Origin of the sequence: Novosphingobium sp. AAP1, assembly GCF_001295765.1 — a bacterium.
GTDB classification, from domain to species: Bacteria; Pseudomonadota; Alphaproteobacteria; order Sphingomonadales; family Sphingomonadaceae; genus Novosphingobium; species Novosphingobium capsulatum.
In genome coordinates this window covers 785,177-797,841 of sequence record NZ_LJHO01000002.1, presented here as the reverse complement: position 1 = coordinate 797,841, position 12,665 = coordinate 785,177, and the positions used below count along the sequence as shown (strand labels likewise).

Sequence of the window (12,665 nt, the reverse complement as noted above, 5' to 3'; positions counted from 1 at the left end):
CGCCGGCCGCGCGTGCGCCGGTCGTGCCGCCGCCGCCGCCGCCAGTTTCCCCCACCGCCTCGCGCGAGACGCGCCAGGAACTGCAGGCCCGCCTGCTGCGCCAGGCCGAGGAAGCCCGCCTCGCTTCGCTGGAAGCGGCCAACCGCCGCGAGCAGGAAGAACGCCTGCGCGCCATCGAGGAAGAACGCCGCCGCGTTGGGGAAAAGGAAGCAGCCGCTGCTGCTGCTGCCCAGGCTGCTGCCGCGCCCGAAGCCGCCCCGGCTGAACCGGCTCCGGCTGCTGAACCCGCACCGGTGGCGCCCACCGCTGCGGCGCAGCCCGCTGCCGAGCCGGCGCCTGCCGCCGCGCCAGTGGCGTCTGCTCCGGCTGCCGCGGCCGAAGAACCGGTCCAGGCACAAGCTCCGGCTCCTGCCGCAGCCGCTGCGCCGGCTGCGCGCCCGGCCCCGGCTGCTGCCGTGCCCGCGCCGCGCCGCTTTACCCCGGTGGTGGCGCCCAAGCGCCCCGAACCGGCCAAGAAGCCGGCGCATGCCCCGCGTGACAAGAACGCCAATGATCGCCGCCAGGCGGGCAAGCTGACCGTGACGCGCGCGCTCAACGAAGACGAGGGCGCTCGCGCCCGTTCGCTCGCCGCGCTCAAGCGCGCCCGTGAAAAGGAGCGCCGTGCGCACTTCGCCGGGCAGACCCAGGCGCGTGAAAAGCAAGTGCGCGATGTGATCGTGCCTGAAGCGATCACCGTGCAGGATCTGGCCAACCGCATGGCTGAAAAGGCCGCGGACCTGGTCAAGGCGCTGTTCAAGATGGGCATGATGGTCACCATCAACCAGGCCATCGACCAGGATACCGCCGAACTGCTGGTGACCGAATTTGGCCACAACATTCAGCGCGTGAGCGATAGCGACGTCGATATCGATACCGCTTCGGACATCGATGCCGATACCACGCTCAAGTCGCGGCCCCCGGTCGTGGCGATCATGGGCCACGTTGACCATGGCAAGACCAGCCTGCTCGACGCGCTGCGCGGCACCGACGTGGTGCGCGGCGAAGCCGGCGGCATCACGCAGCATATCGGCGCCTATCAGATCAAGACCAAGGGCGGCGATTACATCACCTTCCTGGATACGCCAGGCCACGAAGCCTTTACCGAGATGCGCATGCGCGGTGCCAATGTCACCGACATCGTCATCCTGGTGGTGGCTGCCGATGATGGCATCATGCCGCAGACGATCGAAGCCATCAATCACACCAAGGCGGCCGGCGTGCCGATGATCGTGGCGATCACCAAGGCCGACAAGCCCGAGGCGAACCCGCAGAAGATCCGCGAACGTCTGCTCGAACACGAAGTGATCGTGGAAGACATGTCGGGCGACGTGCAGGACGTGGAGGTTTCCTCCAAGACCGGCGCGGGTCTCGACACGCTGATCGAGAAGATCCTGCTCCAGGCCGAACTGATGGAACTGCGTTCCAACCCCGATCGCGCCGCCGAAGCGACCGTGATCGAGGCCAAGCTCGACAAGGGCAAGGGCCCGCTGGCCACCGTGCTGATCAACCGCGGCACGCTGCATGTCGGCGATATCCTGGTGGTGGGCACCCAGTCTGGCCGCGTGCGCGCCATGCTGGATGACAAGGGCCGCCAGGTAAAGTCTGCGCCGCCGTCGCTGCCGGTGGAAGTGCTGGGCATTGGCGGTGTGCCGATGGCTGGTGACACGCTCACCGTGGTCGAAAACGAAGCACGTGCCCGTGAAGTGGCGGCCTACCGTCAGGAAAAGGCCACTGCCAAGCGCACCGCCGTTGCCCCGTCGAGCCTGGAGAACATGTTCTCTGCGCTGGCGGCCAAGCAGAGCGTCATCGAGTATCCGGTGGTGATTAAGGCCGACGTGCAGGGTTCGACCGAAGCGATCGTCAATGCACTCAACCGCCTCTCGACCGACGAGATCAAGGTGCGCGTGCTGCATTCCGGCGTGGGCGCGATCACCGAAAGCGACGTGGGCCTGGCCCAGGCTTCCGGCGCGCCGATCGTGGGCTTCAACGTCCGTCCCAACGCCAAGGCGCGCGAGCTGATCGAGCGCAACAAGGTGCGGATGAAGTACTTTGACGTGATCTATCAGCTGACCGACGACATCGCCAAGGAAATGGCCGGCGAGCTGGGTCCGGAGCGCATCGAAACCGTTGTGGGCCGTGCGGAAGTCAAGGAAGTCTTCCCCGCGGGCAAGAAGGACAAGGCGGCCGGTCTGCTGGTGCTGGAAGGCTATATCCGCAAGGGCATCTACGCGCGTCTTACCCGCAACGATGTCATCGTCAGCAAGACCACGATTGCCTCGCTGCGTCGCTTCAAGGACGACGTTTCGGAAGTGCGCGCAGGCCTGGAATGCGGTGTGGTGTTGCAGGACACCAACGACATCAAGGCTGGTGACACGCTGGAAGTGTTCGAAGTGGAAGAGCGCGAACGCACGCTCTGATCTTCGGATCGGTAAACAACAAAAGGCGGCCTTTCCCACGGGAAGGGCCGCCTTTTTCGTTCATGGCGCTGGCGGTTGTAGCCTGTGTTGGGCGCGGGCTGTGGAGCACGACCCTCGCACGAAAAGCGGCGGCCTTTTGCAAGGCCGCCCCTCGATGTGATCCGGTCGCGCGCGGATCAGAACGTATTGGCGATCACCGAGGCGATCACGCCGCTGCCGATTGCCACCAGCAGGGCATCGTTGCCCGACCGCACCCAGTGATAGCCACGCGGCGGCGCCGACAAGCGACGGTACTGGTGGTAATCGACCACGCGATAGTTGGGCGCGCGGCGGTGGTCGAAGCGCTGCCCCTTGCGGAACGGGTTGGGCTTCATCTTGACCGGTCCACGGCGCATGTCCTGGCGCACGTCGTGGCGTTGATCGTGGCGCGCATCATAGTGCTGGGCGAGCGCAGGGGTGGCGGCGGGCAGGGCCACCGCAAGGGCGGCAACCGTGGCGAGAAACTTGTTCATGGCGGTCCTTTCCAATGAAACTGACCCTGCCTCAACGGCTCAACGCCGTGCCGGCTCCCACGACAAATGTCTGACTTTGTATCGATTTTGTTACCTAATCGGCCGTCAGCGCAGGGTGAGCCGCAAGTGGATGCCATGGCGCGACCGCAGGGTCAGGCGGCTGATCGGTTCCGGCGCGGAGCCTGCGGCGGGCGCCAGGCGAAATTCGCGCAGCAGCGTGGCCAGCACGATCATCGCCTCTTGCATGGCAAAGCCCTGGCCGATGCACACGCGTGGGCCCTTGCCGAACGGCAGCCAAGCCTCGCGCGCGGCCCTGGCATTCTCGGCGCGGGCAAAGCGGCCCGGATCGAACGCGTGCGGGCAGGCCCAGTTGTCGGCGTTGCGCTGGATCAGCCAGGGCGACACCACCGCGAGATCGCCCGACGCCATCGCCTTGCCGCGCATGATCTGCGGCGCGACGACCTCGCGCATCAGGAAGCTGACCGGGGGATAGAGGCGCAGCGCTTCCTGAAAGAGATGGCGCAGTTCGGGCAAAGCCTTGAGATGATCGGCGGCGAGCGGGCTGCCCCCCGTGACAGCGGCGATTTGCGCGGCCAGGCGATCCTGTAGCCCCGCGTCGCCAGCCAGAAGATAACTGGCCCAGGCCAGCGCGGATGCCGAGGTTTCGTGGCCGGCGAGGAAGATCGTGCCAAGCTGATCGAGCAGGGCCTCGCGCGAAAACGGTGCGCCGCTATGCGGATGGCGCGCATCGAGTAGCGCATCGAGAATATCGGCCGGCGGCAGGGGCTGGCCCAGGCGCGCGCGCATTGCCATCCGGGCATCGACGAGCGGGGCGAACAGCGTGCGGATAGCGGCGGCGGCCTGGGACAGCCGCTGGCGCTGGCGCATGAGCGGCAGGCGGTAGAGGCGCAGCATGGCATAGCGCTGGGCATGGCGCTGATAGCGATCAAAGGCGGCAAAGACGGTTTCGGCCGCATCGGCGGGCAGGCTTTGTGAAAACAGCGTGCGATAGATCACGTCTGCCGTCACCGCCGTCATCGCCTGTTCCATATCCACCGGCCCCCGCGCCGCCGCCTGGTGCAGGTTCCCGGCCATATCCTGCGCAACGGCACGCATGGCCGGCCAGGCGCGGCCAAGGCCAGCCTGGGCGAAAGCGGGATTGATCATCGCGCGCTGCGCCTGCCACTGCGCGCCATTGGCAGAAAACACGCTTTCGCCCATCAACGGGCGCAGCAGTTCGGTCATCAAGCCGTGCTTGGGCCACGGGCAGTGGCGTTCTTCCAGCACATCTCGCGCCAGGGCCAGGTCGTTGATCACGAAAAAGCGCAGCAGCGGAAAGCGCACCGTGCCCATTTTCATGCGATAGGATTTTTCGAACAGCGTGTGGATCCAACTGCCCCAGCCGATCACGAAACGGCGCAGCAGGCCCGCCTTGCGCCGCAACGGCGTAGGGAACGGCGGCACGACCAGCGCGGGCGGCTCGGTCATGCCCGCGATACCTGGCGAAAGGCGGCGATACTGGCGGCGAGTGGCTGGTCGCTGCAGGTGAGGCCGAGGTAATCGAGCGGTGACGGGCGATCGAGCCGGCGCAGATAATCGAAATGGGTGAGATACTTGTCCTTGCGCCGCGCGGCATAGGTCTGGGCATCGCAAAACGCGAACCAGCGCGGGGACAACTGCACCAGCCCAGCGTGGCGGGCTGGCGCGCGGCCCAGCCAGGGATCGACCAGCGGGGTGGCTGCGCCATCGGTGGGCGAGCCGATGTCGAGCCAGGCGAAACGGCCCTGCGCCAGCTTTGCCATGGTGCCGGCAAAATCGCGGGCGTCGCGGCGAGAGGCGAGCATCGGCAGGCTGGCCCCCAGCGTGACCAGCGCCACGCGGGAAGGCAGCACGCCGCCGTGGCGGGCAAGCAATCGGGCGATGACGCCCGCGGCCAGAACGGCGCCGTTGGAATGGCTGACCAGCAGCACCTCGTCCCACGGCGGATCGGCGGCCAGCGCGCCGTCGATAGTATCGGCAAAGCGATCGAGCCGGGTGGCGAGTGCCGGATCGCCACGCCCGGCGGCCAGGGCATCGTTGAAGATGATGAACTGCACCAGCCAGCCGATGTGGCCGCGCCCCCCGAGCATCAGCGCGAGCACGGCGGCAAGCGCCAGCCCGAACAGCGGTGCCAGCCAGGCCTGCCCGATCAGCATGGCAAATAGCGCTGCGCCCAACCCGGCCAGCAGCGGCAGCACCAGCAGCGCCAGCGCCGGCAGGAACAGCGCCACGCGGCTGCCGTGCGGCACGCGGCGCAGGCAGGCAAGATCGGTCTGCCACAAGAGGCGGACATAGGCGCGGGCGCTGGCCAGCAGCACGCGCAGGCCGCCCCTGATCCAGGCGCGGCGCACGATATCGTCCCACGCCAGGACGTGGAAAGCGCTGGTGATCGTGGTGGTGGCATCGGCAACCGTCCAGGCAGTGTCCCCATGTCCGGCGGCGTGCCGCGCCGACAGGATCAGGGAATTGCCTGCGCAATCACGCGCATTGTGTGCGGCGATCTGTTGTGCGAGCAATCCATGATAGAAACGCGCGCCCCTCGGGTCGAAACCACCAATATAGAACACTTTGCGCTTGAACATTGCCCCATCCACGCCAAATACATGGTCAGGTGATATCACAAGTGCAGGGGGCTGACGTGTGTGATCCAGGGCAGAGGGACTACTGTCTGTTCCTTAATGGATTTAAATACAACCGCAATGGATCATGCCGGCGCCATGACAATGCTTATGGCATTGCCGGGGGCGGCCGAGAGGCTGATCGCCGCCGCGCCGATGCCGCGTTCTTTCGCGGCCTGCGGCAAGAGGGCGATCCCATGGCCTGGCCGGTGTGGCTGGCGGTGCGTGCATTTGGCTGGTTCTTCTTCAATTATCATGGGTTTCCGTGGCGCGGCCAACTCGTGCGCAAGATCTTCCCCCGCTATTGACCCAAGGTTCTGGCGAAATCGCGGGCAATGCCCCATATAGGGCGCGATGAACCGCCAGAATGCCTCTCCCGAACAACGCTCGGTCCGCCTGCTCAAGGTGGGCGAGCAGGTGCGCCACGTATTGTCCGAACTGCTCACGCGCCAGTACGTCCATGATGATGTGCTCAGCGCGCATACCGTGTCGGTTACCGAAGTGCGCATGTCGCCCGATCTGCGCCACGCCACCGTCTTCATCAAGCCTTTGCTTGGCGAGGACGAAGAGATCGTGCTCAAGGCCCTGCGCACGCACACCGCCTATTTCCAGAAGGAAGTGGCCGGCCGGCTCAAGCTGAAATATGCCGCGCGGATCAAGTTCCTGCCCGATGAAAGCTTTGACGAGGCATTTCGGATCGATGCGCTGCTGTCCGATCCGCGCGTGCGCCGCGATCTGGGCGAGGATGCGGCGGGAGAGGGCGAGGGCTGATCGGCCCCGCCACCGCCTCGCGCCACAATGGCCAAGCTCTATTTCTATTATGCCAGCATGAACGCTGGCAAATCGACCAACCTGCTCCAGGCCGCGTTCAACTATCACGAGCGTGGCATGGCAACGATGCTGTGGACCGCCGCGCTCGATGATCGCGCCGAACACCTTGGGCCGGGGCGGGCCATTGCCAGCCGCGTTGGCCTTTATGCCGATGCCCACCGCTTTTCCCCGCAAACCGATCTGTGGCAGGCGGTCAGCGCCGAACTGGCCACGGGGCCGCTCGCCTGCGTGCTGGTGGACGAGGCGCAGTTCCTGACCAGGGCACAGGTATGGCAACTGGCCGATCTGGCCGATCGCGCGGGCGTTCCCGTGCTGTGCTATGGCCTGCGCACTGATTTCCGCGGAGACCTGTTCGAAGGTTCTGCCGCGCTGCTTGGCCTGGCCGACAGCCTGGTGGAATTGAAGGCGGTGTGCCACTGCGGCCGCAAGGCGACGATGAACCTGCGGGTCGATGCACAAGGGCATCCGGTGCGCGAAGGCGCGCAGACCGAAATCGGCGGCAACGAACGCTATCTTTCTCTTTGCCGCGCGCATTTCAGTGCGGCGCTTCGCCAGGACGAACACCCATGAGCGATGGCCTTTACGTTCCCCTGGCCCAGGGCAACCTGGCGCTGGAGCCGCTGGCAGAGCGGCACCGCGAAGGCCTGCGTGCCGCCTGTGCGCAGGATCAGGAGATATGGGCGGTCTATCCGCATGATTATCTGGGCGACAGTTTCGATCCGCAATTCGATCGCCTGCTTGAAGGCGGGACCGCACGGCGGATCTATGCCGTGCTGGCCGATGGCGTGGTGGTGGGCATGACCGGCTGGATCGAGCATGGCGCGCCAGGCTGGTCGATCGAGATCGGCAACAGCTTCATCGTGCCGGCGCTGCGCGGCACGGGCTTCAACGGCCGCCTCAAGCGGCTGATGCTCGGCCATGCCTTTGCCTGCGGACTGGAGCGCGTGGTGTTCAAGGTGGATCGGATCAACGCCCGCAGCCAGGCCGCCGTGCGTAAGCTGGGCGGTGTGGAAGAAGGCCTGATGCGCCACGAACGCCGCACCTGGACGGGCCGGGTGCGCGACACGGTGCTGTTTTCGATCCTGCGCGACGAATGGATGGCACGGCCATGAACGACACGCTGTACAGCCTCGCCACGGTGGCCATTCCGATGATCGTGGCCATCGTGTTTCACGAGGTGGCGCATGGCCGCATGGCCCGCCTGCTGGGTGATCACACCGCGCAGGACATGGGGCGGTTGAGCTTCAACCCGCTGCGCCACGTCGATCCGGTGGGCACGGTGATCCTGCCCGGCATGCTCGCGCTCGCCCATGCGCCGGTTTTTGGCTGGGCCCGGCCGGTGCCGGTCGATGTGCGCGGCCTGCCGCATCCGCGCCGGGCGATGATGCTGGTGGGCGCTGCTGGGCCGGCGATGAACTTTGCCCTGGCCGTGGTGGCGGCGCTGGGCTTGGGGATCATGGCGCGGCTGGCGCCGGGATCGGGCGCGGTGGCCCAGTTCGTGGCGGCGAACCTGGTGAATTTCCTGGCCATCAATCTGTTCCTGGCCTGTTTCAACCTGCTTCCGCTGCCGCCGTTCGATGGATCGCACATCGTCGAGGGCCTGCTGCCGCGCCCGGCGGCGCAGGCCTATGCCCGACTGCGACCCTTGGGCTTTCCGATCATGCTGGTCCTGCTGGTGGTCCTGCCCTGGATGATGCCATCGCTCGATCCGGTGCGTGCAGTCGTCGTGCCGCCGGTGACGTGGTTGGCCGACCATTACATCGCGCTGGCCGAACTGGTAGCAGGCCGCCCGCTGGGCTGATGCCGCGGGGGGATTAACGCCCTTTCAGCTTGGTCGCCAATTGTCGCGCCGGGCTTGATCGTGCGGGCGCGCTGCCCATGTCGATACCATTGGTTCGACATGACAAGGAGTTGGCCCATGATCCGCATTGCTGCACTGGCCGCGCTGGCGCTGGCCGCAACCCCCGCTCTCGCCCAGGCGCCGGCAAGCCCGGCCCGGCCGGCCGAGGCCTCGATCCCCTTCGTCAACCACGGCGGCATTCGCGATTGGCGCGCCCAGGGTGACAGCACGCTCTATGTCCAGGACCAGAGCGGCCAGTGGTATCGTGCCAGCCTGATGGGCCCGGCGTTCGATCTGCCGTTTGCCCAGGCGATCGGTTTCGACGCGCGCGGCACCGATACTTTTGACCGTTTCGCCAGCGTGGTGGTGCACGGGCAAAGCTATCCTGTGCAAAGCCTGGTCAAGGTGGCTGGCCCGCCGATGAAGGCTAAGACGGCGCAGGCAAAGCCTGCGGCCTGACGCGCCCTGCGCCAAAGGGCTGACAGAGCGGCGCGCAGCCGCTAGGGCGCGCGACCATGGCAGATGGCTGGATCATTCTCGACAAGCCGCTGACCCTGGGATCGACCCAGGGTGTGGCGGCGGTGAAGCGCAACCTGCGCGCGCGCGGCCTTGGCAAGTGCAAGGTGGGCCATGGCGGCACGCTCGATCCCCTGGCCACTGGCGTGCTGCCGATCGCCGTGGGCGAGGCAACCAAGCTGTGCGGGCGCATGCTCGATGCGCATAAAGCCTATGCCTTCACCGTGGCCTTTGGCGCAGAAACCGATACGCTCGATCTGGAAGGGGCGGTAATCGGCCACAGTACGGTGCGGCCCACCCGCGCCGCGCTCGATGCGGCGTTGGCGGCCTTTACCGGGCCGATTGCCCAGGTGCCGCCGGCCTATTCCGCGCTCAAGGTCGATGGCGAGCGCGCCTATGACCTGGCGCGCGCCGGGCATGACGTGGTCTTGGCCGCCCGCAACGTGACCATCCATGCGCTGCGCGTGCTGGAAACCCAGGGCAGCGACGCCGCGCTGGACAGCGCCACGCTGGAGGCCGATGTATCCAAGGGCACCTATATCCGCAGCCTGGCGCGCGACATTGCCCTGGCCCTTGGCACACGTGGCCATGTGACCATGCTGCGCCGTCTCAAGGGCGGGCCGTTCACCCTGGATCAGGCGATTTCGCTGGACAAATTGAACGATTGGGGCCAAGGCGCGCCCCTTGAGAACGTAATCTTGCCTGTGGAGGCAGGGCTGGTCGACATCCCGGCTCTTGACCTCAACCCCGAACAGGCCGGGGCGGTCCGCCAGGGCCGCGTTCTTTCGGGGTTGCCCTTTCCTGACGGGCTATGGTGGGCGCGGTGCGGCGGCAAGCCGGTCGCGCTGGTCATGCTGGCAGGCGGCGCCTTGCGCGTTGAACGGGGTTTCAACCTTTGAGCATGTCGCGGAGTGAATACTTATGTCGGTGACCCCGGAAAAGAAGCAGGAAATCATCCAGGACAACGCGCGCGCCGCCGGTGATACCGGTTCGCCCGAAGTTCAGGTGGCTATCCTCACCGAGCGGATCGTCAACCTCACCGAACACTTCAAGGGCCACCACAAGGACAACCATTCGCGTCGTGGCCTTCTGCAGATGGTGAACAAGCGTCGTTCGCTGCTCGACTACCTGAAGAAGAAGGACGTCGATCGCTACAACGCGCTGATCCAGAAGCTTGGTCTGCGTAAGTAAGTTCACAGACGGCCCGCCACCCGGCGGGCCGTTTTGTTTATAGATCCGCCAGCGAGGCTGGCGGCGGCCGCCACCCGGCCGACCGTTTTGTTTGTAGATCTGCCTATCAAGGCAGACAGGCCTGGATTGGCCACGATCCGATGCAAAAGGCATTCGGCGCTGGCGCAATCCATGGTAAGGCAAAGGCGCCTCGCGCAATTCGGCGCAGGCACCACGGGGCCAAGCCCCACACCGGACCGGGACGGCACCCCGGCAGCAAATCCCGCCGGCAATAGGGCCCGTGGGGCGAAGGAATATTCATGTTCGACGTCAAGACCGTATCGCTGGAGTGGGGCGGAAAGACCCTCACTCTGGAAACTGGCCGCATTGCGCGCCAAGCCGATGGTGCCGTGCTGGCTACCTATGGCGAAACCGTGGTGCTTTGCGCGGTGACCGCCGCCAAGTCAGTGAAGGAAGGCCAGGACTTCTTCCCGCTGACCGTGCACTATCAGGAAAAGTTTTCCGCAGCTGGCCGCATCCCCGGTGGCTTCTTCAAGCGTGAACGCGGCGCCACCGAAAAGGAAACGCTGGTCTCGCGCCTGATCGACCGCCCGGTGCGCCCGCTGTTCCCCGAAGGTTTCTACAACGAAATCAACGTCATCTGCCAGGTGATGAGCTATGACGGCGAGACCGAACCCGATATCGTCGCGCTGGTTGCCGCCTCGGCCGCGCTGACCATCTCGGGCGTGCCGTTCATGGGCCCGATCGGCGCTGCGCGCGTCGGCTTCAAGGACGGCGAATACCAGCTCAACCCGTCGCTGTCCGAAGCTGCCTCTGGCCGCCTCGACCTGGTGGTTGCCGCTACCGACGCTGCCGTGATGATGGTGGAATCGGAAGCCAAGGAACTGACCGAAGACGAAATGCTCGGCGCGGTGGTCTTTGCCCACAACGAAAGCCGCAAGGTGATCGGCGCGATCATCGAGCTGGCAGAAAAGGCCGCCAAGGATCCTTGGGAAATCGACCTGTCGGACAACACCGCCGACATCAAGGCCAAGCTCAAGAAGGGCGTTGGCGCCGATATCGCGGCGGCTTACAAGCTGACCGACAAGTCGGCCCGTTCGAACGCCCTGAACGACGTGCGCGCCAAGGCCAAGACGCTGTTTGCGGATGAAACCCCGCAGACGCAGATGGTGGCGATCAAGACGCTCAAGAAGCTGGAAGCCGAAATCGTGCGCGGCGCCATCATCAAGGATGGTCAGCGTATCGACGGCCGCACCGTCACCCAGGTTCGCCCGATCGAATCGATCGTTGGATTCCTGCCGCGCACCCACGGTTCGTCGCTGTTCACCCGCGGCGAAACCCAGGCCATCTGCACCACCACCCTTGGCACCAAGGATGCAGAGCAGATGATCGACGGGCTCGATGGCCTGAGCTATCAGCGCTTCATGCTGCACTACAACTTCCCCCCCTATTCGGTGGGTGAAGTGGGCCGCTTTGGCGCCCCCGGTCGCCGCGAAGTGGGCCATGGCAAGCTGGCCTGGCGCGCGCTCAACCCGGTGCTGCCGACCAAGGACGAGTTCCCCTACACGATCCGCGTGCTGTCCGACATTACCGAATCCAACGGCTCTTCGTCGATGGCCACGGTGTGCGGCGGCTGCTTGTCGATGATGGACGCTGGCGTTCCCATCGCGCGCCCGGTTTCGGGCATCGCCATGGGCCTGATCCTGGAAGGCAAGGACTTTGCCGTCCTGTCCGACATCCTGGGTGATGAAGATCACCTGGGCGACATGGACTTCAAGGTGGCCGGCACCAGCGAAGGCATCACCTCGCTGCAGATGGACATCAAGATCGCCGGGATCACCGAGGAAATCATGCGCAAGGCCCTGGCCCAGGCCAAGGAAGGCCGCGCGCACATTCTGGGTGAAATGACCAAGGCGCTGGGTTCGGCTCGTAACGAGCTGTCGGCCCATGCTCCGCGCATCGAGACGCTCCAGATCGACAAGTCGAAGATCCGCGAAGTGATCGGCACCGGCGGCAAGGTCATCCGCGAAATCGTCGCGGAAACCGGCGCCAAGGTCGACATCGACGACGAAGGCCTGATCAAGATCTCGTCGTCCGATCTCTCGCAGATCGAAGCGGCCAAGAACTGGATCCTTGGCATCGTCGAAGAACCGGAAGTCGGCAAGGTCTATAACGGCAAGGTCGTCAACATCGTCGATTTCGGTGCTTTCGTGAACTTCATGGGTGGCAAGGACGGTCTCGTCCACGTGTCGGAAATGAAGAACGAGCGCGTGGAAAAGCCGGGCGACGTCGTCAAGGAAGGCCAGGAAGTCAAGGTCAAGGTCCTCGAGATCGACAACCGTGGCAAGGTCCGTCTGTCGATGCGCGTAGTGGACCAGGAAACTGGCGAAGCGCTGGAAGATACCCGCCCGGCGCGCGAACCGCGTGAACCGCGCGGTGATCGTGGCGACCGCGGTGATCGCGGTGGTGACCGTCGTGGCCCGCGCAGCGATCGTGGCCCGCGCCGCGATGGCGATCGTGGTCCGCGTCGCGAAGGTGGCGATCGCCCCCGTCGTGACCGCGACGAAGGCCCGGCTCCCGATCACATGCCGGCGTTCCTCAAGTCTGACGACTGAGGCATTCCGGCCTGATGGCAACAAGGAAGGCTCGCACCACCCGGTGC

13 protein-coding genes are annotated in these 12,665 nt (G+C 65.5%); 10 read left to right on the top strand and 3 right to left on the bottom strand.

Features of this window, described 5'->3' with window-relative positions; translation table 11 throughout:
* Positions 1-2,456: translation initiation factor IF-2 (gene infB, locus IP65_RS07430; protein ID WP_054131289.1), on the top strand; the 2,456-nt coding region annotated here is incomplete at its 5' end.
* Positions 2,457-2,632: 176 nt separating this feature from the next.
* Here infB and IP65_RS07425 read toward each other — a convergent pair.
* The 3 genes from IP65_RS07425 to IP65_RS07415 form a co-directional block, all read right to left on the bottom strand.
* Positions 2,633-2,968 carry an RcnB family protein gene (locus IP65_RS07425; RefSeq protein ID WP_054131219.1) on the bottom strand — a complete coding sequence of 112 codons (336 nt, stop codon included), beginning with the start codon at positions 2,966-2,968 and terminating at the stop codon, positions 2,633-2,635.
* A 105-nt stretch (positions 2,969-3,073) separates the two neighbouring features.
* Positions 3,074-4,456: a cytochrome P450 gene (locus IP65_RS07420; protein WP_022677123.1), complete on the bottom strand. Its 1,383-nt coding sequence runs from the start codon at positions 4,454-4,456 to the stop codon at positions 3,074-3,076.
* Entirely contained in the window at positions 4,453-5,589 is a 1,137-nt protein-coding gene (locus IP65_RS07415) for a hypothetical protein (protein WP_054131218.1), read from the bottom strand. The genes IP65_RS07420 and IP65_RS07415 overlap by 4 nt, the downstream gene beginning before the upstream one ends.
* Positions 5,590-5,618: 29 nt before the next feature.
* Here IP65_RS07415 and IP65_RS07410 point away from each other — a divergent pair, with 29 nt between their 5' ends.
* From IP65_RS07410 to pnp, 9 genes are all read left to right on the top strand, one after another.
* Positions 5,619-5,933, top strand: a complete 315-nt coding sequence (locus tag IP65_RS07410) for a hypothetical protein (protein ID WP_231627590.1) — start codon at positions 5,619-5,621, stop codon at positions 5,931-5,933.
* A gap of 46 nt (positions 5,934-5,979) precedes the next feature.
* Complete coding sequence (rbfA, locus tag IP65_RS07405; RefSeq protein ID WP_022677128.1) at positions 5,980-6,396, top strand: 30S ribosome-binding factor RbfA; 417 nt, start codon at positions 5,980-5,982, stop codon at positions 6,394-6,396.
* Positions 6,397-6,423: 27 nt separating this feature from the next.
* A complete protein-coding gene (locus IP65_RS07400; protein ID WP_022677129.1) occupies positions 6,424-7,026 on the top strand; it encodes a thymidine kinase in 603 nt (200 codons plus the stop codon).
* Positions 7,023-7,568 (top strand): GNAT family N-acetyltransferase, encoded by a 546-nt coding sequence (locus tag IP65_RS07395; RefSeq protein ID WP_022677130.1) that lies wholly within the window; start codon positions 7,023-7,025, stop codon positions 7,566-7,568. Before IP65_RS07400 ends, IP65_RS07395 begins: the two co-directional genes overlap by 4 nt.
* Positions 7,565-8,257, top strand: coding sequence for a site-2 protease family protein (locus IP65_RS07390; RefSeq protein WP_054131288.1), 693 nt, complete (start codon positions 7,565-7,567; stop codon positions 8,255-8,257). The genes IP65_RS07395 and IP65_RS07390 overlap by 4 nt, the downstream gene beginning before the upstream one ends.
* Before the next feature lie 117 nt (positions 8,258-8,374).
* On the top strand, positions 8,375-8,755 hold the full coding sequence (locus IP65_RS07385) for a DUF6491 family protein (protein WP_022677132.1): 381 nt from the start codon (positions 8,375-8,377) through the stop codon (positions 8,753-8,755).
* Between the two features lie 56 nt (positions 8,756-8,811).
* Positions 8,812-9,711 (top strand): tRNA pseudouridine(55) synthase TruB, encoded by a 900-nt coding sequence (gene truB, locus IP65_RS07380; RefSeq protein WP_022677133.1) that lies wholly within the window; start codon positions 8,812-8,814, stop codon positions 9,709-9,711.
* Between the two features lie 22 nt (positions 9,712-9,733).
* Positions 9,734-10,003: a 30S ribosomal protein S15 gene (gene rpsO, locus IP65_RS07375; protein WP_022677134.1), complete on the top strand. Its 270-nt coding sequence runs from the start codon at positions 9,734-9,736 to the stop codon at positions 10,001-10,003.
* A gap of 299 nt (positions 10,004-10,302) precedes the next feature.
* Positions 10,303-12,618: a polyribonucleotide nucleotidyltransferase gene (gene pnp, locus IP65_RS07370; RefSeq protein WP_054131217.1), complete on the top strand. Its 2,316-nt coding sequence runs from the start codon at positions 10,303-10,305 to the stop codon at positions 12,616-12,618.
* Positions 12,619-12,665 lie beyond the last annotated feature (47 nt).